The organism is Tianweitania populi (assembly GCF_014652875.1).
In the GTDB taxonomy this organism is placed as follows: Bacteria; Pseudomonadota; Alphaproteobacteria; order Rhizobiales; family Rhizobiaceae; genus Tianweitania; species Tianweitania populi.
The window spans coordinates 191909-217714 of record NZ_BMZQ01000003.1; the positions used below are offsets into that span (position 1 = coordinate 191909).

Annotated in this window: 20 protein-coding genes and 2 pseudogenes; 10 read left to right on the plus strand and 12 right to left on the minus strand. The window is 55.5% G+C overall.

The annotated features are described in order from the left end of the window. The first annotated feature begins 1 nt into the window (after position 1). Positions 2 to 1597, plus strand: coding sequence for a glutamate-cysteine ligase family protein (locus IE166_RS17330; protein ID WP_189506407.1), 1596 nt, complete (start codon positions 2 to 4; stop codon positions 1595 to 1597). Here the strand turns inward: IE166_RS17330 and IE166_RS17335 are convergent. The 9 genes and pseudogenes from IE166_RS17335 to IE166_RS17375 form a co-directional block, all read right to left on the minus strand. Continuing rightward, on the minus strand, positions 1563 to 2882 hold the full coding sequence (locus tag IE166_RS17335; RefSeq protein WP_244641551.1) for an ABC transporter substrate binding protein: 1320 nt from the start codon (positions 2880 to 2882) through the stop codon (positions 1563 to 1565). The genes IE166_RS17330 and IE166_RS17335 overlap by 35 nt on opposite strands. A gap of 215 nt (positions 2883 to 3097) precedes the next feature. Beyond that, positions 3098 to 3481, minus strand: a pseudogene (locus tag IE166_RS17340) (IS3 family transposase); the annotation flags it as partial. 69 nt (positions 3482 to 3550) lie between these two features. Then, on the minus strand, positions 3551 to 4813 hold the full coding sequence (locus IE166_RS17345) for an ISNCY family transposase (protein ID WP_244641557.1): 1263 nt from the start codon (positions 4811 to 4813) through the stop codon (positions 3551 to 3553). Positions 4814 to 5061: 248 nt separating this feature from the next. Then, on the minus strand, positions 5062 to 6063 hold the full coding sequence (locus IE166_RS17350) for an IS30 family transposase (protein WP_189506409.1): 1002 nt from the start codon (positions 6061 to 6063) through the stop codon (positions 5062 to 5064). A 329-nt stretch (positions 6064 to 6392) separates the two neighbouring features. Further along, positions 6393 to 6581 (minus strand): annotated as a pseudogene (locus IE166_RS17355) (IS3 family transposase); the annotation flags it as partial. Positions 6582 to 6595: 14 nt separating this feature from the next. Beyond that, entirely contained in the window at positions 6596 to 7825 is a 1230-nt protein-coding gene (locus IE166_RS17360; RefSeq protein ID WP_189506410.1) for a phosphorylase family protein, read from the minus strand. Next, positions 7822 to 8295: a response regulator transcription factor gene (locus IE166_RS17365; protein ID WP_189506415.1), complete on the minus strand. Its 474-nt coding sequence runs from the start codon at positions 8293 to 8295 to the stop codon at positions 7822 to 7824. Before IE166_RS17365 ends, IE166_RS17360 begins: the two co-directional genes overlap by 4 nt. After that, positions 8282 to 11752, minus strand: coding sequence for a hypothetical protein (locus IE166_RS17370; RefSeq protein ID WP_189506416.1), 3471 nt, complete (start codon positions 11750 to 11752; stop codon positions 8282 to 8284). The genes IE166_RS17365 and IE166_RS17370 overlap by 14 nt, the downstream gene beginning before the upstream one ends. Before the next feature lie 282 nt (positions 11753 to 12034). Beyond that, complete coding sequence (locus IE166_RS17375) at positions 12035 to 13309, minus strand: hypothetical protein (protein WP_189506418.1); 1275 nt, start codon at positions 13307 to 13309, stop codon at positions 12035 to 12037. Positions 13310 to 13846: 537 nt separating this feature from the next. Here IE166_RS17375 and IE166_RS17380 point away from each other — a divergent pair. From IE166_RS17380 to IE166_RS17405, 6 genes are all read left to right on the plus strand, one after another. Then, the gene (locus tag IE166_RS17380; protein ID WP_189506419.1) at positions 13847 to 14713 is read left to right on the plus strand and encodes an ArdC family protein; all 867 of its coding nucleotides are present in this window, start codon (positions 13847 to 13849) and stop codon (positions 14711 to 14713) included. A 593-nt stretch (positions 14714 to 15306) separates the two neighbouring features. Continuing rightward, on the plus strand, positions 15307 to 16542 hold the full coding sequence (gene repA / locus IE166_RS17385) for a plasmid partitioning protein RepA (protein ID WP_189506421.1): 1236 nt from the start codon (positions 15307 to 15309) through the stop codon (positions 16540 to 16542). 163 nt (positions 16543 to 16705) lie between these two features. Continuing rightward, entirely contained in the window at positions 16706 to 17707 is a 1002-nt protein-coding gene (repB, locus tag IE166_RS17390; protein ID WP_189506423.1) for a plasmid partitioning protein RepB, read from the plus strand. Positions 17708 to 17906: 199 nt separating this feature from the next. Next, positions 17907 to 19247 carry a plasmid replication protein RepC gene (gene repC, locus IE166_RS17395; RefSeq protein ID WP_189506425.1) on the plus strand — a complete coding sequence of 447 codons (1341 nt, stop codon included), beginning with the start codon at positions 17907 to 17909 and terminating at the stop codon, positions 19245 to 19247. Between the two features lie 454 nt (positions 19248 to 19701). Then, positions 19702 to 20136: a MucR family transcriptional regulator gene (locus IE166_RS17400; RefSeq protein WP_189506526.1), complete on the plus strand. Its 435-nt coding sequence runs from the start codon at positions 19702 to 19704 to the stop codon at positions 20134 to 20136. Positions 20137 to 20231: 95 nt separating this feature from the next. Next, on the plus strand, positions 20232 to 20567 hold the full coding sequence (locus tag IE166_RS17405; protein ID WP_189506427.1) for a LexA family protein: 336 nt from the start codon (positions 20232 to 20234) through the stop codon (positions 20565 to 20567). A gap of 131 nt (positions 20568 to 20698) precedes the next feature. On the opposite strand, the gene IE166_RS17410 is transcribed toward IE166_RS17405, so the two are convergent. Then, positions 20699 to 20977 carry an HU family DNA-binding protein gene (locus IE166_RS17410; protein WP_189506428.1) on the minus strand — a complete coding sequence of 93 codons (279 nt, stop codon included), beginning with the start codon at positions 20975 to 20977 and terminating at the stop codon, positions 20699 to 20701. Positions 20978 to 21126: 149 nt separating this feature from the next. Continuing rightward, the gene (locus IE166_RS17415) at positions 21127 to 21408 is read right to left on the minus strand and encodes a PIN domain-containing protein (protein ID WP_189506437.1); all 282 of its coding nucleotides are present in this window, start codon (positions 21406 to 21408) and stop codon (positions 21127 to 21129) included. 119 nt (positions 21409 to 21527) lie between these two features. On the opposite strand from IE166_RS17415, the gene IE166_RS17420 reads away from it, so the two are divergent. Together IE166_RS17420 and IE166_RS17425 are read left to right on the plus strand one after the other, a co-directional pair. Then, positions 21528 to 23126, plus strand: coding sequence for a DarT ssDNA thymidine ADP-ribosyltransferase family protein (locus IE166_RS17420; RefSeq protein WP_189506438.1), 1599 nt, complete (start codon positions 21528 to 21530; stop codon positions 23124 to 23126). Continuing rightward, on the plus strand, positions 23126 to 23803 hold the full coding sequence (locus tag IE166_RS17425) for a DarT1-associated NADAR antitoxin family protein (protein WP_189506440.1): 678 nt from the start codon (positions 23126 to 23128) through the stop codon (positions 23801 to 23803). Before IE166_RS17420 ends, IE166_RS17425 begins: the two co-directional genes overlap by 1 nt. A 382-nt stretch (positions 23804 to 24185) precedes the next feature. Here the strand turns inward: IE166_RS17425 and IE166_RS17430 are convergent, their stop codons facing one another. Then, the gene (locus tag IE166_RS17430) at positions 24186 to 24407 is read right to left on the minus strand and encodes a hypothetical protein (protein WP_210312989.1); all 222 of its coding nucleotides are present in this window, start codon (positions 24405 to 24407) and stop codon (positions 24186 to 24188) included. 248 nt (positions 24408 to 24655) lie between these two features. Between IE166_RS17430 and IE166_RS17435 the strand changes: the two genes are divergently transcribed. Then, a complete protein-coding gene (locus IE166_RS17435; RefSeq protein ID WP_189506442.1) occupies positions 24656 to 25708 on the plus strand; it encodes a hypothetical protein in 1053 nt (350 codons plus the stop codon). Positions 25709 to 25806 lie beyond the last annotated feature (98 nt).

The following is a 25806-nucleotide window of genomic DNA, read 5'->3' on the forward strand; positions in this document are numbered from 1 at the left end:
CATGCAACGCAACCCGACCCTTGGCGCTGAGATCGAGATGCCCGTCGCACGGCTTGATGATGGGTCCACTTACGATGCAAGAAGCTTCTTTCCCGCGTTCCTGAATCATAGGCTCGCGAGAGGTGACCGGGTTACGGCATTGAATGCAGGCGACCAGATGATCGGCGTCGAGGGTGATCTTGTTATCACAAGCGTCGATAATGGCTTCAACAACCTGGAAAGCGCTATCGGCGTAGTCGGGGGACCTGGATCGGGAACCTTTTCTCTAAACCGCCTTGCTTCGCTTATTCACCGAGAGCTGACCGATGTTTGCGACGTGCTTGGCGAACTAGGCGCAGGGGTCGTGAACTTCTCGGAACACCCCGCTTGTCCGGTAACCGAACAGGTCTATCGCGAGATGCGAGCTCCGAAACCCATTTACGGATACTGGCGCGAGGGTCGTGGCTGGCGGCATGAGCAGGGGATAGACGCCAAAGCGCAGAATGGGCCGACCACTGGCGTGACCGCTGCTGACGCCGTGGCCGCCTTGAACCTGGTCCTCCTGACTGCGCCCGCGTTAATCGCTCTGTATGCAAACAGTCCGTTCGAGAACGGAGAGCTGACGGGCTTGAAGGAGAACCGTCTGACAATCTGGCCTCGCATGTTTGCCGAGCCAGTTTTTCCAGGCGACCGCACGTTCCACCAAGTACCCGACCAGCCATTCCGAAGTCTCAGGGACTACTTCCAGTGGATGTTCGGCGCGGGTACGGCAATGCAGGTGCTGCCTTTGCCTGGCAACTCCTACAAGGGCTTTGGCGGTCTCGCCCGGGTTGAAGGAGACCCTGACTTCCTGACCTTCCTGCGCGGCGGTCCCGCACGGGCTTTTGACATCGAAACCAATGCGCCCCTCGAACTCGTTCCAAGTGTCGACCACCTGGACAAGCTGCAGTTCTCACAGTTCCTTGACGGCAGGATCAGATTCGCTTTTGCCGAACTACCGACGGTCGACTCCTTTTTCGAGGCATTTGCGAAAGATGCGCTCGAGGATCTCTTCGCGTCGTCGTGCAGCGGCCTCTACATCGAAGGAAGGGCCTGTGGCGCGACCTTCCCGGATCCCGAACTTTGCGGCCTGTCAAACCCTCTTGTAGCAGCATCGGCTGCCGTTTCGCCCTCGGCCCTTCAAAAGGGCCTCCAGCTCAACCCAGACGCTTATCGGCGCTTGTCACGGTTCATGCCTTGGCGAGACATTCGGATGATGCGGGAAGAGGCAATTCGCCATGGCCTTGGCGGGACCCTAAACGGCCTCACATTGAAGCGCTTCAGCGAGGCTGTTCTGGACGAGGCGGAGGCGGGTCTTGCGCCGGCCGAACGGTGGATGCTCGCTTATCCCAGGCACGTTCTTGCAACCGGGCAGAACGGCGCGGACCGCGCTTTGGCGGCTTTCGAGACACAATCGGGAGACAGCAGGACGCGGATCCTTAAACTCGTCAGAAGGCGGACGCTTCAGGGACCGCTTCCATGTCCAGTTCTTGCTATCGCGCCTGCGTCCTCATCAGTCTTTCACAAGGACAGCGCGAATCTCGTCAAGGCGCGGTCGCGGGCCCTTGGTTCGCACTGAAGATCTCGTCAGTGGCTAAAAGGATGTCGACAGACGGAGCGTAGCCGATCGCATCGGCGGTGCGCAGGTTCAGCGCGATTTTAGCCGGCGCCTGCCAGATTTGCGGGAGTTCGCGTGGCAACGCTCCGTTGAAGATTTTTGCAATGGTTTCCGCGTGAAATCGGCCGACATACAGATAGTCGGATTGGGCGACGCTCATCAAGGCTCCTGCTTTAACCTCGGTCTCGCCTAGCATCGAAAAGGTCGGGATACGATTTTCGGTCAAGGGGGCTAGAGCCTTTGGCAGGCTTGTTTCATTGAGGCCGCGATGTACCGTGATGTAGACGGCGTCTACCTTTGTGGCGATGTCCTCATAGCAGGCGATGACCTTGGCTTCGGCTTCTTCCTGAGCAATGTCGTTGAAGGGCGCGAAGCACGGTACGACTTCGAAGCTGCGTTCATCCCCGAGGCGTCGGATGTCGTCTACTGCGGCGAAAGTGCGCCCTTCCGGGCTGTCCTCATAGACAAGTCCCAGTCGCTTGAAGTGAAAGATGTCATCGAAAAGCTCGACCTGCCGGGCATACCGCTGCGGCTCGACCTTTGCGTTGAGATAGTCGTGCCCCGAGTCCGCTTCACTAACGATGATCTTTGATCCGACGGGATCACTGGTGGATGCTACGACAACTGGCGTACGTAAATCGGCGCTTGAAAGATCCTGTCCAGCCCAGGTGCCAAGCGCCAGAACGAGATCCAGATCGCGGCGTTCGTTCAGGCGCTGAAGTAGCTCGGCCCTTACCTTGGGACGCCTGATCTTGTCGAAGTTCCCGGACGCGTAGTATCCGTCAGCCGGAAAGTCGATGTAGTCGCTTTTCACGTTGGCAGACAACCAACGCCAGAAGCCGCCGGCCTGAGGATCGTTTGCTGAAGGCAGGCTGATAGGCTCGATCCAGCCTAAGGCAGCTAAGCCGCGGACCGTGGCTTTCAGTATGGTTTCGTAATCTTTGTACTGGCCGCCCTCATAATACCCTAAGCGCCATTTGGTACCGTCCGCCTTTCGGCGCGGATCAGAAGGCCAGACTTGCGTGGAAGGTGACAATGAACCTTGTGCAACCGGAACGTTTACGGCGGAAGACTGCGCTTGGGCAGGAAGGTTGCCGAATGCCAGTAGGGTCGCGCTTAGAAGCATCACGTGCATCATGGCCGAGTGGAACGGCATCAAACGGCACGAAGTGTGACCTGCTTGATGTCGGAAGGACATCGTCTGGAGGTGATAAGCTGTCGGGGGGCGTTCGAAAAAGCGCTTCATCGACTTTAGCCTGCATGGTGCGTGCTCTTACAGTAGCTGGACGCGGCTAGCTTTGCTTTTGACTACAGAAGAACAAGTTTGAGGTGAGCAGCCAAATCATACGAGCAATGACCTTACGTTTCCTTAGCTGGAAATCCACATGAATAAAATTGCTTAGACAGCTTCAATGAAGTTGCTCGAGTTGGCCTGCTGCCGGTTTCGTGGACACGAGGTCTAGCTAACATAGCTTTCCGCTCGAACTCGACGGGGCTCATGTAGCCCAGTGTCGAGTGCCGTCGCCGGGGATTATTAAAGCGCTCGATGTAATCGAGCACGTCCGCCCTGGCGTCATCCCTCGTCCTGTAGACCTTGCGAGTCGTCCGCTCGGTTTTCAGCGACGAGAAGAAGCTCTCCATCGCAGCATTGTCCCAGACGTTGCCCGATCGGCTCATCGAACAGGTAATGCCTTGGTCCGCCATCAGGCTCTGGAACTGCTCGCTGGTGTATTGGCTGCCTTGATCCGAATGGTGCAGCAGGCTGTCGGGCTTACCTCGGCGCCAGATCGTCATGATGAGGGCGTCTGTCAGGAGCTGCGCCGTCATCTCCGACTTCATCGCCCAGCACGTCATGCCAGACGCGGAGGGCGCCATAGGTTCGGTCACTGTTCTTGGAGCTACGGTCGATCGCTGTCAGCCGTTGGTCACGCTACCGTCGCGAATGCCGAACATATGATCCGTCTGGCCAGTGCGGCGAGGGCCGCTCTTGCTGCGCTGCTGTTCGTGCCCAGCTTGCATCTCTGCGACGACAGACAGCATGTCGTCCAAACGCTTGTTCTCGACAACATCTGCGCGATGCACCGAGCGCAACGTGTCAAAGGTTCTGCAAGGCAAAGCAAAGCTGTCGTGCATGATCTCGAGGCGGCCGTCCGGATAATCGCAGACCACGACCTTCTGGCCCGCCAGCGGCCGAGAAAACTCAGTTGGATCGAGAATGAACAGCACCTTGTCATAGCGTAGCGTTAGGGATTGCGACAGCGTGCGGACTTCCTTGTGGCACATAGCGCCATCGAGATTCTCATGGTCGGCCAGCGGTCGGTGCATGTCCTTCGAATTGCGCGGTTGCTTGCCAAAACGCTCGTTGAAGTCGGCTATGAAAGCAGGTGCATAGGCATTGGCTGCCACGATCGTGTTGATCTCTCGCAGCCGCATCTCCTTCACCAGCCGGTCCTGCAGCGTCAGGTTGGCTCGCTCCACACGACCCTTGGCTTGCGGAGTGTTGGCGCAGATGATGTCGATGTTAAGCTCATAGAGCGCTCGGCCGAACTGCGTCAGGCCACTCGTCCGATCTTTCTCTGACGCATGGGTAGAGCGGAAGACGCCGTGTTTGTCGCTGTAGAAAGCGAGCGGCTTGCCCCATTGCTGCAGATAGGACTTCGTCGCATGCAGGTAATCGAACGTATTCTCCGATCCGGCAAAGCGTAGATGCAAGAGCTTGCCGGTGGCATCGTCGATATAAACGAGCAGGGCGCATTTAGGGCCGCGGTTCTCGAACCACCAGTGATGCGACCCGTCGATCTGCACCAACTCACCAAAGCAATCCCGACGGCCGCGCGGCTGGAAAACTCTCTTCGTGCGCTCGCGACGCGAGATCCAGATGCCGGCCTCGGTCATCCACTGCCGCAACGTCTCCTTGGAAACGGAGAGCCGATGCAACTCGATCAGCTTCTCACGCACAAGTGTCGGGCCAAAATCCAGATAGCGTTCACGGACCAGATCCAGCACCGCATTGCGGAAATCCTTACTGTGACGTCGGTTGCTCGGACGCGATCGTTTCTTCGAAACGAGACAAGCTGGACCAGCCTGGTCATACGCCTGCAGTAGTCTATGCACCTGACTTCGGCTAAGCCTGAGCAACTCGGCAGCCCGAACGACGCTCAGGCGTCTGTCACGAATCTTCTAAATGACCTCGAGCCGATGCAACTCTTTCTGCGACATGGTGATCGTAAAGGACATGACGACTCCGACCGCTGCTGGTCTCAACCAGGCTGAAGATCGTCATCCTTGCTCCCGACAGTGGCATTGACCAGTGCGTAGAGAGGCGAGACTGTCGCATCTCTAACTGGCCCAGCTGTCGCATTACCAAACAGCCGTGTGAGTTCTCACCCAAGTGCGACTTTGCGGCGAAGGGCAGTGTAGCTGGTTCATCGGCTCGCCGCCATCATCTTGCGTCGGAACACTTCAGCGGGCGTTCTGAAGCCGAGGCACTTGCGCGGGGTCGAGTTCAGATGGGCGCAAACCTGCTTCAGGTGATCATCATCGAACGCTAGGGGATCAGCATCACGCGGCAGCCATTTGCGGACCCGGCGGTTGGTATTTTCCACCGTACCTTTCTGCCACGGCGACTGTGGATCGCAGAACCAGGTTTGCACGCCAAGCCCGGCTTGAAGATAAGGCCAATCCATGAACTCGGTGCCACGATCAAAGGTGATCGAGCGGCGGGCTGCATGAGGAAGGGCACTCAAGGCATCGATCAATCCCTCCATGATCGGCCTCGATTGCCGGTCGTTGTTGTGCAGGAACACTGCAAAGCGACTGACCCGTTCAACCAGCGAGGTCACATTGGCCTTGCCGAACTTCTTGCGGAACTGGATGAGATCGCATTCCCAATGGCCGAGCTGCTTCCTGTCACGCACGACGTCGGGACGGTGCAAAATACTGAGTTCTGGGCTGAAACGTCGGCCATGACGGCGCCTGGCATGTCGCGGTCGGCGTCTGGCCCGGGCTTCCGGCAAGTGACGCCAGAGCTTCATCTCCCGGCCGTCAGGGGAATAGGCAAAGCGGTAGATCGTTTCGTGGCACACTCGAATGCTGCTGCCCTCATAAGCCAGTCGGCCGGCAATCTGCTGCGGCGACCAACCGTGCTTGATCCGCTCGACGATGGCTGCCCGAAGCTGCGGATGACGAACGAGCTTGCTATATCGGCGCCGGCGCTCCTTGGCGAAACCGTCGGCTGTGACGCAGTAGTAGCCGGTCAGATCTGGCATCTCGACATCCTGGAACCTGTTGCGGCGTAGTTCCCGGAAGATCGTCGAGCGATGTCGGCCTAGCTTCTCCGCAATCGCATTGACGCCGACCCCGGCCTGTCTCCAGCGGGCGATCTTACGACGCTCATCGAGGTCGACCTGCGAGTAGGTGCGTTCCATGTGGGGCTCCTTGCAATGAACCGATTGGTATCGCTGCAAAGTCGCACTTCAAGGTAGAACCCACCCCGCTACAACCAGGCGTTGCATAATCTGTGTTATGGAACTCTTGATCAGGTGTGCTTTATCTCTGACACCGCTGTGAGCGGAGAAACAACACGAGGCGCAGTTTACGCAGCGCGCGGACTACCTCGCTTAGGCAAGGCAGCCATCACCACGCGCGTGATCTCGGGCTCCCTGCCTGAAGCCATCGGACGGGTTCAAGTGGCTGCAGCTGAATAGCCCGGAGTTTCGTGGATGCCCTCGGGTTACATTTCCTGCTGCCGATCGAACTAGACGGGTGATAGCATCCCGTTCCTGACGTGCTTGCGCTTGGAGTTGTAGGATATCTCGATGTAGTCGAACACGTTCTGCCTTGCTTCGTCGCGTCCCCGGTAAGTCCGGAGTCGTATAATCTCGCATTTGAGGAGATTGAAGAAGCTCTCCGCCACGGCGGTGTCGTTACAGTTGCCGCAACGGCTAGCTTCAAAGCATTCTAATCTGCCGATTCAACAACCTTGTCGCCGTACCTTTCGAACAATACGCGTAATACACTAGCGCTCGCATAAGCTGCATCTCGTTGGTACCTGTCGTTCTTGTGAGGATCAGCAAAGTCACAAACCCCTTTTACAACGAAGGTTAGCGGAGTTGGAGTGTCTGAGTGATATGCCGCGGAATATATCCCGTAAGCCTCCATATCGATGCCACACGTCTCCCTATTTTGATCAACAATCTCAGCCGTGATCTCACTGTCTGCTACAACTGCTGAGCCAGATGCCAGAGGTGCAAGGTGTAGCTTGGGAATACCTATCGCTTTATGTGGTGCATTCGCTCCAATCTCTGCAAGGGCGCTTCGATCGGCCTTTAATTGCTCCATAAACGTCCTAACAGCCCGTGGAGGGTGGAAGGGGTAGGGAGACATCAAAAAGCGGGATTGATCTGAAACCTTAGCATATTTACCGGCCTGCCAATCCCAACATGGATCGGCCAATACAACGTCACCAAGATCAACCCTGTCCTTCACTCCCGCACAAATTCCAGTCATCGCCAAAACCTTGGGGCGAAGTTTTTCTATTATGCGAGCGGCTTTCAGCGAAGAGGGCACCATACCCATTCGGTCCACGCTGAAGGCCATAACCGATAGAGATCTGCCATTGCTGACCAGTTGCCCACGATGTCCGAAGGTAACATCGTCGATAGGCTCAGCTGATCCGAACCCCCAATTCAGACTCAAAATTTCAGATAATTCCGGCTCAGCCAAAGCGCAGATGATAGCGAGATCGATCTTGGAACTAGGCTTGCCGGGATTACTACCCTGAGCCGACATGTAAGATATGCAACTAGTCAGCTGATTAATCCAGTCATCGGACGAGCTGTCATATTCTATGATCGTCCATAAGTACTGAGCAAAAAGAGGTGAAGCCTTCTCGGCAGCCAGCTTATCAGCAGAAATGCCTACAACTCTGCCTGGTTTTATTAACTCCGTTCCATCGGAAATCTCCATAAGGAGTTGTACGGAGTTGTCGAAATCTGCCTCGTCCTCGTTTCGATAGGGCAGCAGGATATCAAGCACCACTAAATCGTAATGGGTCTGTTTCAGCTTTAGCAGTCCGTCGGATGAGCATGTGACGATATCGGTCTCATCTCTTAAATGCCCAACTGAGACTAGCTTTTCAAAAAAACGACTATATTTCCTAGGTTGGTCATCAATCACAAGTATTTTCAATTTGCGCTTCCCAATACAGCGATCTCAATGGAAATCCGAAGCTGCTCTTTCCAGTCGTCAAATGCCGAATTAAAGTAAAGAACCGATTGAACCAGATCAGGAAATTCTTCCTTTAACTCTCTCTCAAGTTCGTGCAAATCGACATAAACTGCTCCTTTTGTGAAGGTTTCGTAGCCGGTTACGACAATAACGGGGAAAGCAAAGCCTGAAAACTTTAAATGCCGCAGTACCTCAATGCCGCCAAAACCCTGCGGTCTCCCGCCTCCTTCCGCCTCACCGATATCGAATGTAGGAAGAGACATATCGAGCAATAGGACATGAGGCAGTCGATTGTCTAAATTATCAATCGCTGACGTTACTGATCTAGACGTAATGATATTTGCTTGTGGAAACTCTAGACTTATAAACTCTTGGATATGCCGGCGTTTGAAGTCCTCATCCTCGACTAGATGGCCATCAAAGTGTCTCATCAGTTGTCTCTTCAGGAATCCACGCGTACTGAACAAAAAGGCGAAACTTTCTGCTCTCGTGAAAATCAAACTCAATACGGCCATGCTCAGACTGTCTTACAACCTGGGCTAATTTAATGAAGCCCGATCCCTCGTCGAACTTAGAACGCTTACCGTCTGCTCCTCTGGAAATAAGATCTCTGATTTCTGACATTCGCCTTTGATGTTCCGGCTTGTTTATTCGTGAGGAAACATCATGAATGACTTCAACTTGAAGACCGTTCTTTTCTGAGTTTAGCCCGCACCTTATGAGTACATTAGGAGATGCAAGTTGCGAGTGTTTCCGGATGTTTCCGAAGGCGACAAGTACTGCATCCGTAATGAAAACGAGTTGAGACGCGAAGACTGATGTGTCTTCATCAAGCTCATAGGCTATTTTTGGCTCTAAAACCTTGTTGGATTTAAGTGCAGACTCGACTGCAACATCAACGGCTTGGCTGAGCGTGAAATGGTGCTCAGCAGATTTGATGTCAGCTCGATCGAACCACGACTCCGTCTCAATTATAGCCGTCTCCAGCTCACTTATTGCTTGTGCAACGAACAGACTGAATTCTTGTAAAGCTGCGTCCTGGTTGACGATCTCGGCTACTTTCGCTCTCAACCTGTTAAGCGACTCTGGTAGTGCGAGCCGCAGGCTCTGCGAAATAGTTGTTCGGGCAAGTTCAAGGTGAGGCGAGAGAGAGCCCCAAAAGACAGCGTAGATCGTCTGGAAAAGCTTTTCTACGTCAGTATCATTAACAGATATGACTTTTATAACGTATAGCAGTGACGGGGTGATTACTATATCAAAGATGCCTTCTGGCTTGTCGGTAGAGCGAGCATGGAACAAACGATCTTTGATTAATGCAACTCTCTCGTCAAACTCAGCAGCAAAGTCACTGAAAAGCAAACTCAGTCGCTCTCGTGACGACTCAGTCAGTGACAACTTCTCCAACCAAAAACTATTTTCGTTATAGCCTGAATGTCCATTCATTCTCGTGGTAATAAGATTTTTAAGTTCAAGTGGATCTCTTAACTTACCTACGAACGACAGGTGACGAATGCGCTTACTGAGATAGAAGTCGAGACCATAAGCGGGATTATGTAAAAATTCGTCCCTTATTTGAGACACCATGTCGAGAAGGACGCCATCAGCCTCGTTTGGAGGTATCTGGATCCCCTCCTTCCCGTGTTTGGCAGCTAACGAGACATCTTTCAGAAGCTGGTCAAACGCAACTATTTCCTCACTGTCGAGCCTAAGTAGATCTCGGTATCGCAAAAATGTTTGCGTTAATCGTTGACGCATCAACCTAGTTATTGCGTCCGTATCGACATAGACACGGTTGCGATCGACTATGGCGAGCCCATCCATAACGCTCAGCCGGTGTGCAATGGTTACAATCTCGTCTTCGTAATGAGCCCTATTTACCTCATCTATCATCACCAATACCCCGAGTATAGATTGGCGTTCTCGGAGCACCTCTCGTGTAGACTTAAACGGCCCTGCAACGTCGATAACACTGGGGATACACACTTCGCTGAGAAAGTACCGCAGCTGTGTGCTATCATATGCAGATACATGCTCAAGGATCAGAGACGGTCGATCCCACTCGCTGCGCCTTATGAACCGCGATGTTGCAAATCTCAGAATGGAAAGATGTAATTCATCGTGCGATATCTTCTGGAGCCCGTCGATTGCAACAATGGCTGACAGATCCAGCCCCTCCGAAGCGTAGTCCGCAAAAGCGTAGCTGCGGAGGGCTGATAGAATGTATTCCGACGGTATGGGTTGGTCTTTCGAAGCGATCGCTGTAGCCGTCAGATCAATCAAGTGGCGGCGCTTGCCTAGGGCGTAGTACGAGCGATAAAGGATCTTAATCGCGGCGTGGAGAACTGAGCTTGGTTGAGGTTCGGATATAAGCTCGTGCATTGTCGAAGCGGCAGAGTCAGGGTCGCCCGCTCGCTCATAGCTTAAAGCGTCGAACAATGCGTTGAATGCAGGACTTACCGTGTCTTCAGCAGCAGCTTTAGGATGCGTGGGATCTTCGAAGAGACCCCCCGCCCCGGGGCATAGTGTTCCTTCTTGATAGAGTAAGAGAGTCTCAGGTCCGTCGTCTGGTGAGTATATATCGGCAACGTGGACCCTTGGTGCATAGGTTAAGTCGGTCGATTTCATCTCTCGAAGGAACCGATAGACACCTTTAATCGCCGGGATACCTGAAAAATTTACGGAGACACGCTCGCAATCTAGTGCTGGACTCTGGGAGCTGTGCCCTAGCTTCAGGGCATTTGCAAGGCTAGCGGCTAACCCGATGGGACCGTATCGTACCAGGGCTGAAGGGCGAGATGTGCAAGATAGCGCCGCTCCTGCGTAGATTATCTCCCATGGAGACTGTCCGGTGTGTTCATAAGTTAAAGCTAGTCGTATTGCTCTATTGTCAACCGGCGTTTGTAACGCTTTTTTCAAGCTATCATAGGGTCGCGGGTTAAACCTGTCGGGTACGTGTCCTTCCAGATGATTAAAGCACTTCTCAAGCCGGAAATCTTCGAGAGAGGCAACTTCAATCAAGGCGAGGATAGCTTTTCTATTCAATAGAGCGGCAGTCCCAAATGTATTTTCTTGAAGGATGTCGACGAAAGTTTCGTATAGATCAATTATGGAACGCTGCTGCTCCATAAGTAAAAGTTGAAGCAGGCCGTCCTCAGTAAGAGGAAGTCGGTGGGTCAACTTATACTTTATGTATACGGCAGTAGCTAAGTCGACTTTATCGTCAATGCGGCGGTCTATAGCATTGAAAAATTCATCGACAGCCGTGCGATCTTCATTTCTAACACTTAGAAAATAGGTTATATATTGTAATATACCTTTTGGGTGTCTTTCGCGGACGGATGCAGTAAATCTCTTTTGCGCCTCTAATCCTTTGAAGGCATGTTCCAAGGCGATGCGTAGCTCTATGCTCCAGACTGAGGTGCCAAGCTCCTCGTCTAGCTGGGTAAGCTGTGCTATAGCAGCATGCCCCTCGTTTTGCGCCACAGCTAGGGCGATGGCCTGCCTCAGTTCTAAGAACCGTACTATTGTTTGACGTTCTGCTCTTATACGCTCGGCTATCCACCCCAAATCTCGCAACAGAGTTCCAGTGTCGCCTAATGACCTAGCATTCAAATAGTCTTCACCAATCGGTTGTGAAAAGTATCTCGGGGCACGAATTTCAAGAGACTTTATGCTCCATTCAATAAACTCCCTGAACCTTGGCTCAGAAATCCGATTGCGAGCGAAGGTATAAACACCTGCTACGTCATGTCGTAGAGCTCGTAGATCAGCTAGTGGCTTACCAGCTTCCGCATCTTTTGATCTTCCCCGCTTGTTTGATGCACCTAAATATGCAGCGATTGCGCCCCTTAGCCGGTTTTGAGCGTCTAGGTAAGGATCAGATGTCATAAATTATGGGCTTCGACTCGCAGACTACTGGTGCTTTGATTAAGGCATAGGAGTCGTTCCCATTCCAGTGTGTATCTTCGCGCACAAGGCGCCGTGAGGCTTTAACATAGACGCTTTGGATGCAATCACCGATCATAGAGCGGTGCCGGCTGGTTCAGCGGCAGAGCAAGCTTTGGCGCGCGCGCTTTGGTCTGCTGCAGGCTGAGACTACCGATCAACGAGTGAATGGGTCAGTCGTGTCCGGATAAGCGCATCCCGCTTTCTTTCCCAAGAACTTGCCGTCTACCGATACTCCGAACGGTATCTCTCTTCCAGCGCTACCCAGCTTTCGATGAAGTCGCGCGGGTCGACACCCCCCATCATCTCGCGCGCAAGTCTTAGCCGATCTTCTAGGCGCAGCCGACGCTCACCTTCGGTACCTTCCAGGCGTTGCTCAGCATCGGTGAAGAAGCGTTCTATGGTGATCGCCCTCCCCCAGGCGTCGATGATGTCGGCGAGCTGTTTGCGGCTGTCGGTCTGAGCCTGGGCGACTTTGCGGGCATCCTCTTCTCTTCGATAGCGCTCCCATCTTTCGGCGGTTTCTTGCTTCCTCTGGGCTGCCGCTTCATCGGCCGCGTTCATAAGACCTTGCAGGTTGTCCTTGGACGCTGTGAGCGTCGCTACGATCGCCTGCGTCAGGACGCTCAAGCTTTCCTGTACCGTTTCCTGCCAGCTGATCGACCAGTCGACGCCGTTCCTTGGGGAGTAGGCGAAAAGCTTGAAGCGTCCGCTGGGCATATCTCTTTCTGCCGTCCAGGAATGCGTCAGCTGCCACGACTTTGCGGACCGTATGATTGCGCTGTCTTCGCGATGGTAGTCGCCGTTGAAGTATCTGACGGTCACCCGCTCGGTCATCTCGAGGAGGGCGATGCCGACCGGCACCGTGTCGATATGGAAGACCGTTGGACGGTCCGGAGACCAGATGGTGCCGGAACGGTAGCGACCATACAGACGATCCTTCATCTCGACTTCCTGTTCGCGAACGTGCATGCGCCGCAATTTGTCGGCGGCTGGCGCAATATGGACGCGGTATCCCGCTTCGGTGAGTGCAAGGTATAGCTCGTTGGCGAGTCTCAGCGCTTTCGCCAAGGCTGCTTCCGACGAAATCAGATCCGGCAGGATCCTTTTATAGGGTCGAAGGAACTCGCCGCTTTCTAAAGCGCGCGTTTTGCGAAAGTGCTCCTCAACGCCATACAGCAATGGGTGTCGGGTTGGAGGTCGTGCTCTTTCAGCGCGCTTAGGTTTGGGCGAGCCGCCCTCATCAATGGTGCGCTTCTTCCGAGGCTTGGTGACCGGAGGCACGATCTCGATAGTTTGATTGGGCGCCTCAGGCAGCACGGGCAGCTCGGCATCCTGTCCGAGGGACAAGCGCGTCCAGTACCCTGAGCCGGGATAAGGAATGGCGTATCTCTTGCAGATCGTGGCAAGTGCTATTCCAGAGATACCGAACTCGGGCGCGAGTTTGCTAAGCGGGCTTTTGCACACGCGGGTGTAAAGCTCGAGGCGAGTGAGTTGCATGATGGTCGGTCTCAACGCAGATGATCTGGAAGCCAGTCTAGGTGGCAGGCTACCGTCTGTCTGCTGACGTCGTTATCGGAGCTAGCCACTCCCCCTCCCCGCTCGGCTGCTAGACTTGCCAGGAATTTTCTGTCCACAGCGGGTTACCGCCGATCTTACGCTAGATGAGCCACAAACCTGCTTCGACTTGCTTCCAGGGTGCTCCTTTGGAAACTCGAACCTGATCCCGAGGGAGGCCTCTAAGACTCTGGTCCTGCATGGAGGCCGCCGTTTGGGCTGCCACAATCCCTTCTTTTCCGCCCTGCCATCGCGCGCCGCAGCATCAACCGGCAAGCGCGGCTTCGCCACGTTGCCTTCAGAAAAGACGGCTTTCAGGCTTTGCCCGAACCTTCCGTTTTTCAGCAGGCAACCGGTTGACCCCGCTTGATCGCGCGCCGGTGAGCGGGCTGCGCCCTCCCCCCTCTGCCCAGGGAAATGCTGAGAGGCATTCCCTAAACAGAAGGGAAGGCTTCGCCCCACAGGCGAAAGGAAGAAGCCATGTCCGAGCGGAAAGACATCTACCAACAGATCACGAACCGCATCATTCAGCAGCTTGAAAACGGCGTCCGCCCTTGGCTTCGCCCGTGGGAAACGAACGGTCTACCCGTTCGCCCAACACGTTCAACCGGTGAACCCTATCGCGGCATCAATGTTCTTGTTTTGTGGGATGCGGCATCGCAGGCGGGCTATTCGTCGCCGTACTGGTTCACCTTCAAGCAGGCGCTGGCATTGAACGCTTGCGTTAAGAAAGGCGAGCGCGGAACGTTCGTCGTTTACGCCGGCAGCATGGAAAAAACCGAGCAGAGCGAGACCGGCGAGGACATTGAGCGCCGCATACCCTTCCTGAAATCATATGCTGTTTTCAACGCCGAGCAGATCGAGGGGTTAGACGCCAAATACTACCCGGTGGCGCCAGAGCCAAAAGCCACCGGCGAGCGCCTGGCGCAGGTTGATCGCTTCGTGGAGAACACGGGCGTCGATCTTCGCCATGGCGGCAATCGCGCTTTCTATAATGGCGGCCTTGACTTTGTTCAGATGCCGAATTTCGAACAGTTCTCGACGCCGGAAGGATACGCGGCTACCCTTTGCCATGAGGTTGTTCACTGGAGCGGGCATGAAGCCCGTTTAAACCGGACCTTTGGAAAACGTTTCGGAGATCAGGCATATGCGAGAGAGGAACTTGTTGCTGAAATCGGCTCAGCCTTCCTCGGGGTTGATCTGGGTGTTTCGATCGAGCCGCGCGAGGATCATGCGGCCTACCTTGAATCGTGGCTGAAGTGCTTGAAGGAAGATAAGCGCGCGATCTTCCAAGCTGCATCGGCCGCCGAACGTGCAGCCGGTTTCCTGCATGACTTGCAACCATAGAGGAACAGGAATGGTGCTCCACGCATCCATCGACTCGAAGCGCTTTACCCGCCACCAGGCAGGTTCAGTAGCGCGGATAAGCCGGACAGTGCATCGAGCCCAGTTCCTGCTTTCTAAAGGAAACAGACACCGGCATGTCTGGTTCGACCAGACGGGGAGCCTAACGCCCCTCCCCTCCTCCATGCACAGTCGCTCAACGTCGCACTGTGAATTATTCGCGCCAACTCTGATAGACAACACCTCATCGACAGGTTTGGAAGCAGTAGGGTTAAAGATGAACCAAACGGCAAGGGAAGGAAGAACTACGAAGGCCGATTCGGGGCAATCGGCGCATCGCGTCCGTGGTTATAGATAGAAACTTAACGCGTGAGGTAGTTTCCCACCGGTGCATTGAGGAGGGAGAGCTCGTTAACACCGGCCGGTCCATCGAGCGACAAAGCATTGACGGAAAACGATAATGGTCGTGTGCTGGTCAAGGCTTGTATGTAGCAAGGAGCGTTATCGTTGAGGTTTCATTAACCAAAAACGTCTTGCGTGAAACTGCTTTGTAGGTAACTTCACGGAAACAGAGCCGTTTCGCTCTAAAAACCGTGATGAAAGTTTTTACCGTGAGTGCGAACGCTCAAGCCAACCGTGATTTGCTTCCAAGCGTCGATGATACCATCGGCGCTCAAGCAGAGCTGCTGAGTTCTCAGCTTCGGGCAATGAGCGAGGCTTTATTTCCTCCAACGTCGCAGAAGGTACTCCGACGTTTCACCTCTGGTGAAGCTGCCAAGCTGATGGGTGTCTCCGACTCCACCCTCCGCAAGATGACGCTTGCGGGGGATGGACCTCAGCCCCAGACCACAAGCAATGGCCGACGCCTCTACACCCTGTCGGACATCAATGGAATTCGGAAGCTCTTGGCGCAGTCGGCACGCGGCCGAGAGGCTATAGAGTTCGTGCCGCATCGCCGGTCCCACGAACACTTGCAGGTTCTTGCGGTCACGAACTTCAAGGGTGGTTCTGGCAAGACCACAACGTCAGCTCACCTTGCCCAGTATCTGGCCTTACAAGGATATCGCGTTCTTGCGATCGACCTTGATCCACAGGCAAGCTTGTCGGCCTTACTTGGAGTGCTTCCCGAAGTCGATGTTGGGTCAAACGAAACGCTGTATGCGGCGATCCGATACGACGCTCAGAGACGACCACTCTCCGATGTTGTGCGTCACACCTATTTCGATGGCTTAGACCTAGTTCCTGGCAATCTTGAGCTGATGGAGTTCGAGCATACCACGCCGAAAGCACTGACTGCTGACGGCCGGGAGAATCAAACCATCTTCTTCGCCCGTGTGGCAGAAGCGCTTGATGAAGTCGCGGACAACTATGACGTTGTTGTCATTGACTGCCCTCCCCAGCTTGGGTTCCTGACACTCAGCGGCCTGTGTGCGTCTACGAGCATGGTAGTGACCGTTCACCCGCAGATGCTCGACATTTCATCCATGAGCCAATTCCTACTGATGACTCGGGATCTGTTGGGAGTTGTTCGTGATGCCGGTGGGGACCTCAAGTTTGATTTCGTACGATATCTCTTGACGCGCTACGAGCCTCAGGATGCCCCGCAGACAAAGGTGGCTGCTCTGCTGCGAAACCTCTTCGACGATCATGTTATGACAAACCCGATGGTCAAGTCAGCAGCTGTCTCCGATGCTGGGCTGACGAAGCAGACGCTCTATGAGATCGGTCGAGAGAATATAACGCGGTCGACTTACGACCGTGCCATGGAAGCTCTTGATGCGGTCAACGCGGAGATCGAAGATCTGATCCGTAAAGCTTGGGCGCGCGCATGATGAAGCTCGGTGGCGGTAGAGGATTTTGCACTGGAGCGAACTGCTTGTTGGGAGCTCCCAACGAGCGGCTAGTGCTATCCTTGGATCTGGGGAAATCAAATAGTGTTGGGAGCTCCCAACATCCGGATAAATCTACCGCGCGACAGGGTCAGAAAGAAACATCATGAGCCGGAAGGACACTGTAAATAGTCTCTTCTTGAAGCGGCCTGATCCCGAGTCCGGTAAGCCACAAAAGAGCGGCGAGCGGGTGAGAACGGGCGCGATTTCGGCGATGGGTGCTTCCCTCCACGAGATGTCGGAGAACGCCAAGCATGCTGCGAATCTACAAAAGCAGCTGGCTGAAGGCGAAGCCGTTCTGTCTCTCGACGTAGCGAAGATTGACAGCTCACGGGTGGCTGATCGTATACCGATCGAAGTCGACGCAGCTTTCGACCAGCTTGTTGCGAGCATAGAGGAGAATGGACAGCAGGTTCCTATCCTTGTGCGGCCCCACCCGGACGTCGCGGGGCGTTACCAGATTGCATATGGCCGGCGCCGCCTACGAGCTGCGGAAGTTCTTGGTCGCTCCGTCAAGGCGATTGTCAAAACCCTGTCCGATAGTGAGCTCATCGTAGCACAGGGACGCGAAAATCTCGATCGAAAGGACCTCTCATTTATCGAGAAAGCGTTTTTTGCTAAGAATCTTGAGGACGACGGTTGTGATCGGCGAACGATCGTCGCCGCTCTCGGGACAGACAAAGCCGATGTGAGCAGATACATCCTCGTCGCTCGGCGAGTTCCAGAAGATATCGTGCGGAAAATTGGACCAGCGCCAAAGGCGGGGCGGGCCCGTTGGCTCGCTTTAGCCGATGCCCTGGAGAAGCGATCCCAGATAGATGTTGTTGAGGATGCTCTTGCAAGCGCCGCGCTTCGCAAGGCAGATAGCGACACCCGGCTTAACGCAGCACTCCAGGCTCTAGCGAGTAAGCCTCGCAAGAGCCTCGCTTCAAAGGACATGTGGAAGGCGCCCAACGGCAAACGCGCTGCCCATATAGAAGCCAGGCATGGTCGGACAACTCTAGTGTTCGAAGACAAAGTCGTCCCAGACTTCGCCCGTTTCATTTCGGCGCGTCTTGACCAGCTTTACGTCGAGTTTCAGGCGGATGGTAAGGAGGAGGGAAGCTGATGTACTGACCGCTGCCATGGAGATCAACCACCTCTGACAGGCAGGCAAAGAAAAAGGCCACCGAAACGAATTCCGGAAGCCCTTCTCATAGTGTCGCAACTTGAGAATCGCACTTTCAGGAATCGCCGTCAAGAGTCCGTTCGGGCTCAACGCCGTTTTGGCGAGCAGATTTCTTTTGCCTAACAAAAGGTAAAAGGAAATGCAGACGCATATTTCATCGACGCCCTTCGGGCGGCGACCGATGACGCTTGGCCTTCTGGCAAGTCAGGTCGCAACAAAGGAAATGCTGGCCGAAGCGACGGCACACAAGTGGCAGGTCTTCCAAACCATCCGCGAGGCGCGCGAGGCGATCGGGGCAACTGATCGTGCTTTGGCGATCCTCAACGCGCTCCTGACGTTCCATCCGGACACGACGCTTGCGGCGGATGGCACACTTGTCGTTTGGCCGTCGAATGAGCTTTTGAAAGCTCGTGCCAACGGAATGTCACCGGCAACGCTGCGAAGGCACCTGGCCAATCTGGTGACCTGCGGGCTGATCATTCGACGCGATAGCCCCAATGGCAAACGCTTTGCCAGAAAGGGGCAGGGGGGATTGATCGAGCAGGCCTATGGCTTCGATCTCTCACCGATCGTTGCGCGTGCCGAGGAGTTTCGCGAGCTGGCTGACGCCATCAGAGCCGAAAAGCACGCCTTCAAGGTTGCCAAGGAACGGCTCTCGCTATGCCGCCGGGACATCGTCAAACTTATTGAGACGGGTGTGGAAGAGGAAGTACCAGGGGACTGGGAAGCTTTCAGGGCACGATACCGCCTCCTAATCGACGACCTTCCACGCACAGTTGCTCGCCAAACCCTCGACAGTGTCACCGCCGAGCTCGAAGTGCTGCGCGATGAAGTTGGTAAGGCATTGGAGTTGTTCGTTAAATCGAAGAATATGAACGCCAATGAGTCTCATTCTGATCGCCACATACATAATTCAAAACCAGAACCCATCTACGAATCTGAACAGGGCTTGGGAGAAAAGAAAGAAGAGAGCGGCAACGCTGCTGATAGCGACAACGTACGCAGTTTGCCTAAGCGAGAACTGCCTTTAGGAATTGTGCTGGATGCATGCCCGGAAATCCGGCTGCTGGGTGACCGCGGCGAAATCCGGACATGGCGAGATCTGCAGGCGGCGGCCAGATTGGCGCGGCCGTCGCTTGGTATCAGCTCGAGCGCCTGGGAGGACGCGCAGGTGGTGCTTGGCGTGGAAAACGCTGCCATCACCGTCAGCGCGATCTACGAACGAGCTGACGAAATCGGCAACGCCGGCGGCTATCTTCGCTCGTTGACGGAGCGGGCGAGGGCGGGGCAGTTTTCGCCTTGGCCGATGGTGATGGCTTTGTTGCGCAAGAAGATGAAAGGAGGTTCGTCGGCTGACGCTGGCGCAAATGTACGGTCCTTCGAGGCTGGCAGCGCCGAAAAGGGCGATCACCGCGAAACCCATTTTGAAGCCAGTGATGCACTTCGCCGATCGATCGCGAAAAAGCGTTGGGATCGCTGATGGTTGACGCTCCGGCCGGTTATGCCTCCGCGGACGCAACAAAGGTGTTAGTGCAAGGGCGCCAGCTCTCCAAGAGGGGAGGGCTCGCATCAGAGACGGATTCAAATGCGTTCTTTGTACAGCAGTCGGCGCGTGGGGTGACGCCTTCAGTCAGATGCTGTTTGCTGGAGCCTTGATGCACACGAGCACAAGCTGTCGCTGGCCATGAATGCGTGCTAGGCGAACCTGTGGAACAACGGAGAAATGACTGTAAGGTTGTTCCGAGGATGTGCTTTCGGCAAATAATGAAAGCTGTGCCTGCAATGTTGCCTAAATCCGAAGGCGAGGATAGATCACAAGGCACAACCTGAATGCTTAAGCAGCCCTCCGCTGCATTGAAGCCTTCGATCCAGTCGAGGATATTATCGTGGAAACTCCAACACTAGACGAACCTGCTTCGGTGGTAAGCCCTATCATGGAGATAACTGCGCAGCTCGTAAGCGCGTATGTCGCGAAGAACCCGGTTCCAATGAGCGAGTTTCCGGGATTGATCGAGAGCGTCCACACCAAGCTGAACGCCCTGAACCAACCGGCGAGTGCAGAGCCTGCCATATCTTCGGAGAAGGCGAAGCCGGCTGTTCCAGTCAAGAAGTCGATCACCCCAGACTACATCATCAGCCTGGAGGATGGGAAACAGTACAAGACGCTCAGGCGACATCTCGCCAAGCTTGGCCTGTCTCCCGATCAATATCGGGCAAAGTGGAGCTTGCCGGCAGATTATCCAATGGTAGCAGCCAGCTATGCTGCGAACCGCTCGATGCTTGCCAAGAAGATGGGGCTAGGTCGGCGTCCAAAATCTGCGGCCGAACCAGCGCCTGTTCAAAGGCGCAGCCGTAAGCCCAAGGCTTAGCTGACGCTTCGGAACCAGAGAGTTGATCGCGGAGGCGATTGACTCAATGTAGCAAATGGTCGTGGTTCGTTCACGTTCAAAGCACGTGACGGATCATGCTGACCATCTTCGCCTTTCGGCCAACGCCAACCTTCCTCCCGCTCCTTGCAAGGGCTGTTCCGGCAGGCTTCCCATCGCCCGCTGAGGATCATGTCGAGGATGAGATCGACCTTCACCGCCTGCTCGTTCAGAACAAGGCTGCGACCTTCCTGGTGCGCGTCCAAGGCTCCAGCATGGTCGAGGCGCAGCTGTTCGACGGCGATATTGCTGTGGTCGATCGCTCGGTGCCGCCGACGCCTGGTGACATCGTTGTCGTGGATATTGATGGTGACCGTTCGTTTAAGCGCTGGACTGGCAAACGTGACGTGCCGCTATCCCACCAGACTTGTTGAAGGCGGGATCAGCGAAGTAAGCTTCGGATGGTAATCCCCCTAAAATAAACGAGTACTCGGTCTCGAAATGGCATGAAGCACGTTAAGCGGCTAGCCGGTTCATTACAGTGATGAACCGGCTAGCCAGGTGATTAGACGTTGAGCGCGTCCTTGATCGTCTTGGCTGGAGTGAAGGTCAGCTTTTTGGATGCAGCAATCTGGATGCTGGCGCCGGTCGCCGGATTGCGCCCTTCCCGTGCCGGGGTGTCTTTGACCTTGAACTTGCCAAACCCAGGGATGCTAGTTTCCACACCTGAGGAGGCCGCATTCGTAATTTCTTTGAACACGGCCTCAACGATTGTCTTGGCTTGTGCCTCGGTCAAGTTCTGCTCAGCTGCAATCTTGTCGGCGATCTCTGTCGTTGTCGTCATTGGTTCACTCCTGATGATGAAAACGGCCTCTGCCTATCACGAGTTTGCGGTCCGCGCGCAATTGGGGATGCTGAGTTCGCACCTCAGCTTCGCGAAGCAAAGCAACGCAAACCCTGCGCCAAGCCGTGCGATCCATGCCATAGCGCGGTTCAAGGCGTCCCTGGATTGTAAAGATCGATCTCGAAGGCGTCGAAATCCTTGATGTTGCGGGTAGCTAAGGTGAGCTTGTTGGCAATGGCTGTCGCGGCAATCAATCCATCCATCGACGAAAGGCCACGACCGCGGCGCTTGGCCAATCCCATAAGGTTGCCCCAAACCAAGGCGACAGGCTCGTTCACTGCGAGCACCCGGTGCTCGAACCGGAGCAGCAGATCCTGAGCAAGCCTAGCAGACGCACCCCCTTGGCTGATGTGCCACTTATGGGTTTGCATCGAACGGTATGCTTGTCCGTTTGGCGATCCTAGATCGCGTTTTGAATTCCTCAACCACCGGCAGTCTATCGCAGGGAAAGCGGGACCGCAGTAAGTCCGCGCAGACTGCGAGTGCCCGAGTGGAAGTGCTGGCGTACCAAACCTTCATTTTTGTCACGATCGTCGTGGCCCGCTTTGCCATTCCCTCTTACTTGATCGCCGTGTGCACGGTGTGGACTGCATTCACGCTTCTCAACCTATTCTATCCGCCGCTGGTGGGGCTGCAGCTGATCGTCGTGTGGGGAACATACGCGTTCGTGAAGCCGAACGACGAACCTGTCGGTGAAAAAGCAGCAGAGGCCACGCCGCAGAAGAGGCTCCCGGAGCGTCCGGAGGCTGCCGCGGTACCGTATGCACCGCAAAAGGAAGCTGCCAAGGCGGCCGGGTCCAGTGCCGCCAACATGCCCTTCAGCTTCTCCGGGGCGGCAGCAGCAACCATGGCCGACCTCGAGCAGTCGATAAACCTGGCAAACGCTGTCCAGACGGCAACACGCGAGCTGGCGCAGACGGTCGACAGCGAACGCATCCACGTAGAGGCCGCCTATGCTGCCGCCATTCGCCAAGTAGAGCATGCCAGAGAAGTCGCGGCGATGGAGCCGCAGCTCAAGGCACTCTACGAAGAAAACTTCAGCCGATTTGACAAGGCGCTCCAGGGCGCAAAGGAGATACGCAAGGAGCAGGCGTCGCGCGAGCTCGTAAGGCCGCCCGTGTTCAGCCATGTACCCGAGCACTCCAGTCCTGACGTACAGGCAAGGATCGACTTGAAGGTCGAAGCGTTACGCATGAAACGCGAGACGTTCATCCGCGACATGCAGAAGAAGGCGCATGCTTCGCCCGACCTTTTCAACGCGTTTATCGCCGCCCTGCTGAACGAACAGACCTGGCCGTTGGTCGGCACTTTCGCAGCGCAGTTCCCTCAGCCCGCAGCACTGAAGGCGCAGGCAGGCTCAGCCGCCAGGAAGCCCGCTGCAACGGCACTGGAGGACGCAGAAGGGAAAGCGCCCAGGCTCGGGACCGCCCTTGAAAGCCGGACTGGACAGGAGGTTCGGGCCAGTGCCGAAAGGCGCAGGGTGCCGTTCCTCGTGCACTTCACGCGCATCGAGAACCTGAGGTCGATCTGCCAGGCAGGGGTGCTTCCTGTGACTACGCTTGGCGAACGCCGCATCCCGTTCTCCCGCAACGATCTCGCGCGGTACGACCGGCGACCCGGAGCGGTCTCGCTATCGGTCGCCCATGCCAACGACAGGATGTTCTACAAGTATCGCCGGGAAAACCCCGATCAGGACTGGGTGGTCCTGAAGCTCAGCCCTTCGATACTCTGGACGAAGAAGGCGGCTTTCTGCCCGCTTAACGCGGCGGACAGCAGGGTGAGCAGGCGGCCACTGGGCGATCTTCTGACGCCTTCCGCCTTTGAGGCGATGTTCGACGAGGAAGTCGGAGGTTCCAGGCGGGAAAGTGCCTGGATGGAGCTGTTCGATCCCACCGACGTCCAGGCCGAAGTCCTGGTCTTCGAGGGAATCGAGCCTTCCGGAATAGAGGAGCTCGTGTTCAGCAAGCCGGAGCTTGCCGCAAGGTACCAGGATTGCCTTGAAGGGAGAAAGGCCACCATATGTGCGGAAGGTTCCGGCTTTTTCGGAACCCGCGCGTTCGCGCGGAAGAACTTAAGGACCGTTTCCTGATGGCGAGTCGGCCCGTCTTCGTTCCCCGCCCTGCATCCATGGTTGCCGTCGAGATCGTGGAGTTCAAATGGCATGCAGGGCTTTCCATAGCGCAAAAGCAGCGATCGGTCGAAGAGCTGCACGCAGCTGCGCGGGCGGTCCTTAAAGTCCGCAGCGTGCTGGAGGTGTCAAGCAAGTCCCGGGACCGTCTAGGCGTTGCCCTGAGCGCGTTCAACCTCACGTTCGGCAGCCCGCCCCTCACCGTCGAATGCGCTTTCCAAGGCAGCAAGGTCTTCAGGGACGGCGGGCCCTTCAACGACCTTTTCTCGAAGGTGCCCAGGGAGGCAAAACGGGATCAGCGGCTGCGGAACTCGGGCCCGCTGACATCCTTCGTGTTCGACGGTAGGCAATGGCCGACCGAACCTAAGACTGTCTTCTATGACTGGATTTACGTGTCCGCGCTCCAGCGCCATCATGACCTCGCCGATGGCGTCCGGAAGTACGACGCGTTCACGGACATCGAGTTCAACCCTGAGAAGTCGTTCAACTGCCAGGCTCGATCAGTTGCGCTGTATGTTTCGCTGCTGCAGTCGGGCCTGCTCGAGCAGGCCACTTCATCGCCTGACGCGTTCCTGGAACTTTTCGGCAAGCCTGCTCTGCCCTCTCCGCAAGCCGCAAAGCAGGGCGAACTGTTCTAACAGCAAGCAATGGCCCGAACCGGCCTCCAAGCTTCGCAGGCTGGCGTACGCACATCCAGCCTACAGGAGGCCGGTAAGAGGATGGTCAAAAACGTACGCTCTCATGACTGCCATCTGAGACGCTGGACGAGTTTAGACCCTCGCTGGTCTGATGGCCAGCGAGGGTCCGTCCTTGGCAGGTGTGCCGCGTGCTCCTGATCGACAACGATTGATCAAGCTCTCATCCGCGGGGTGGCTACCGCATTTCCCGTCTCCGTCGCTGGGCCTGCCTCATTCTAAGTTCGGGCATCGGATCGATCCTGCCCCACCGTACGCCGAGGATTGCCCATCACAGTCGGGTGCCCGCGGCACGCCTTCCAAGACTATGGCGTGCCCGCCGCGATCAGGCGGGCGCCGCCGCAAGCGTGCGGCGCGCGATATCCCAGGCGTAGCCGACCAGCTCCCGGGCGATCGCCGCGTTCACCTTGGGCTGCGGCTTGCCCGCAGCCGTCAGCCGACGGAAGCGTTGGCACAGGCGCACCTGCGCCTTCCAGCCGATCGCCTGAATGTCGGCGGGAAGATCGGCGACGCGCTCCCGGTAGCGCCGCTCCTCGCGCGCCGGCAACCGATAGGTCCATCCCGGTCAGCACATAGAACGGACTCAGATATACGCTAACGGATCGTCGTGGCGGTCGAAGCAGGCCGTCTGCTGACGGCTCGACCGGGTGGAAACCGGTCATTCACGAAATCGGCTACCTACGACAGCTATGCGGACAATGTGATCGCTCTCGTTTGTGTCCTTACAGCCGATTTTGCTTACATGCGTTTCAACCGGGTATACATCGCAGAACGATCAGCCAGCATCCGAAGATCATGACATCAATTCACTCCCTCGAGATACCAAAACCGAAAAACTGGCAGGACTTCGAAGCAATCACCTTGGACGCGTTACGTCTGCGTTGGGGTTCGCCCAATTTATCCGCGAACGGTCGTCCGGGTCAGAAACAGAAAGGTGTCGACATCTTCGGGCCGGACGACATCGGAAGGCGGATCGGCGCTCAATGTAAGCGGTACGCGAAACCACTGAAGATTGAGATGGTCAAAGCAGAAGTCGAGAATTCCGACGCTTTCGAGCCTGCACTCAATGCCATCTATATCGCGACCACTCGGGATCGCGACACGAAGCTTCAGATGGAAGTGAGGATGTATTCCGATAAAAGGGTCAGCGAGGGCAAGTCAGCTGTCGGCCTCCTATTCTGGGACGATATCGTGGGAAGTCTCGGCGCAAACCCTTCGACGTTTAAAAGCCACTTTCCCAACTTTACGCTCCCAGAGGCTCATGCCTTCCATCGCGACCGTCTACTAGCGGCATTAAACCTTGGGTACTTTGGCAGTCATCTGTGGGACTACGCCGAATTGATCCACGGCGAGTTCGGTTGGATGGCCAATACCGATCCTGACGAATTCCAGATTGTCCTAAGCATAGTACGGCAGTGCTCCCATTCGTTTCTTCCCGCTAGTGAGAGAGATGCCGTAGTAGCCTCGCTTGATGAGATCGTAGCAATCATGAACACCGAGGAGGTGTTGAACCGCGGTGATTGGGAGAAGATTCAGACACTCTCTAAGCGAGTTTCTAAACGGTTAGTCTCGCTCTCATCAGTTCCAATCTTGGAGTCGAACACGCTCGAAGTTGGCCGTCGCCTTGGTGCAATCAATCATGTTCAGGATGATGAAGTAGGCGCAGCCCAAAGTGCTGAATTGAAGAGGCAGGTAGACGCCATTTTGCCCTATGAATGTGCTAAACGTACGGCTAAGAAATTCGCTGAAGCGGATAAGATGGAGTATTCATACGGATACCGCTGGGCACCTAAAGTTTTCGCTTACGTTGAGCAGGAAATAAGGTTTGCCAACCCCATGCGCCGATAGGCACCAGGCGGCAAGCGTGTTTCTACAGACTCCGCAAATGCAGGCTCATAGAAAGTCGCGACTTAATTTCCGTTCTAGGTTCGGGCTGCGAACATACA

Coding starts and splice junctions, on each gene's coding strand:
- IE166_RS17335 (WP_244641551.1), bottom strand. CDS start 2,882: ATGAAGCGCTTTTTCGAACGCCCCCCGACAGCTTATCACCTCCAGACG.
- IE166_RS17415 (WP_189506437.1), bottom strand. CDS start 21,408: ATGCAAACCCATAAGTGGCACATCAGCCAAGGGGGTGCGTCTGCTAGG.
- IE166_RS17410 (WP_189506428.1), bottom strand. CDS start 20,977: ATGACGACAACGACAGAGATCGCCGACAAGATTGCAGCTGAGCAGAAC.
- IE166_RS17375 (WP_189506418.1), bottom strand. CDS start 13,309: ATGCAACTCACTCGCCTCGAGCTTTACACCCGCGTGTGCAAAAGCCCG.
- IE166_RS17365 (WP_189506415.1), bottom strand. CDS start 8,295: ATGAGACACTTTGATGGCCATCTAGTCGAGGATGAGGACTTCAAACGC.
- repB (WP_189506423.1), top strand. CDS start 16,706: ATGAGCCGGAAGGACACTGTAAATAGTCTCTTCTTGAAGCGGCCTGAT.
- repC (WP_189506425.1), top strand. CDS start 17,907: ATGCAGACGCATATTTCATCGACGCCCTTCGGGCGGCGACCGATGACG.
- IE166_RS17435 (WP_189506442.1), top strand. CDS start 24,656: ATGACATCAATTCACTCCCTCGAGATACCAAAACCGAAAAACTGGCAG.
- IE166_RS17380 (WP_189506419.1), top strand. CDS start 13,847: ATGTCCGAGCGGAAAGACATCTACCAACAGATCACGAACCGCATCATT.
- IE166_RS17425 (WP_189506440.1), top strand. CDS start 23,126: ATGGCGAGTCGGCCCGTCTTCGTTCCCCGCCCTGCATCCATGGTTGCC.
- IE166_RS17370 (WP_189506416.1), bottom strand. CDS start 11,752: ATGACATCTGATCCTTACCTAGACGCTCAAAACCGGCTAAGGGGCGCA.
- IE166_RS17350 (WP_189506409.1), bottom strand. CDS start 6,063: ATGGAACGCACCTACTCGCAGGTCGACCTCGATGAGCGTCGTAAGATC.
- IE166_RS17405 (WP_189506427.1), top strand. CDS start 20,232: ATGCTGACCATCTTCGCCTTTCGGCCAACGCCAACCTTCCTCCCGCTC.
- repA (WP_189506421.1), top strand. CDS start 15,307: ATGAAAGTTTTTACCGTGAGTGCGAACGCTCAAGCCAACCGTGATTTG.
- IE166_RS17400 (WP_189506526.1), top strand. CDS start 19,702: ATGGAGATAACTGCGCAGCTCGTAAGCGCGTATGTCGCGAAGAACCCG.
- IE166_RS17330 (WP_189506407.1), top strand. CDS start 2: ATGCAACGCAACCCGACCCTTGGCGCTGAGATCGAGATGCCCGTCGCA.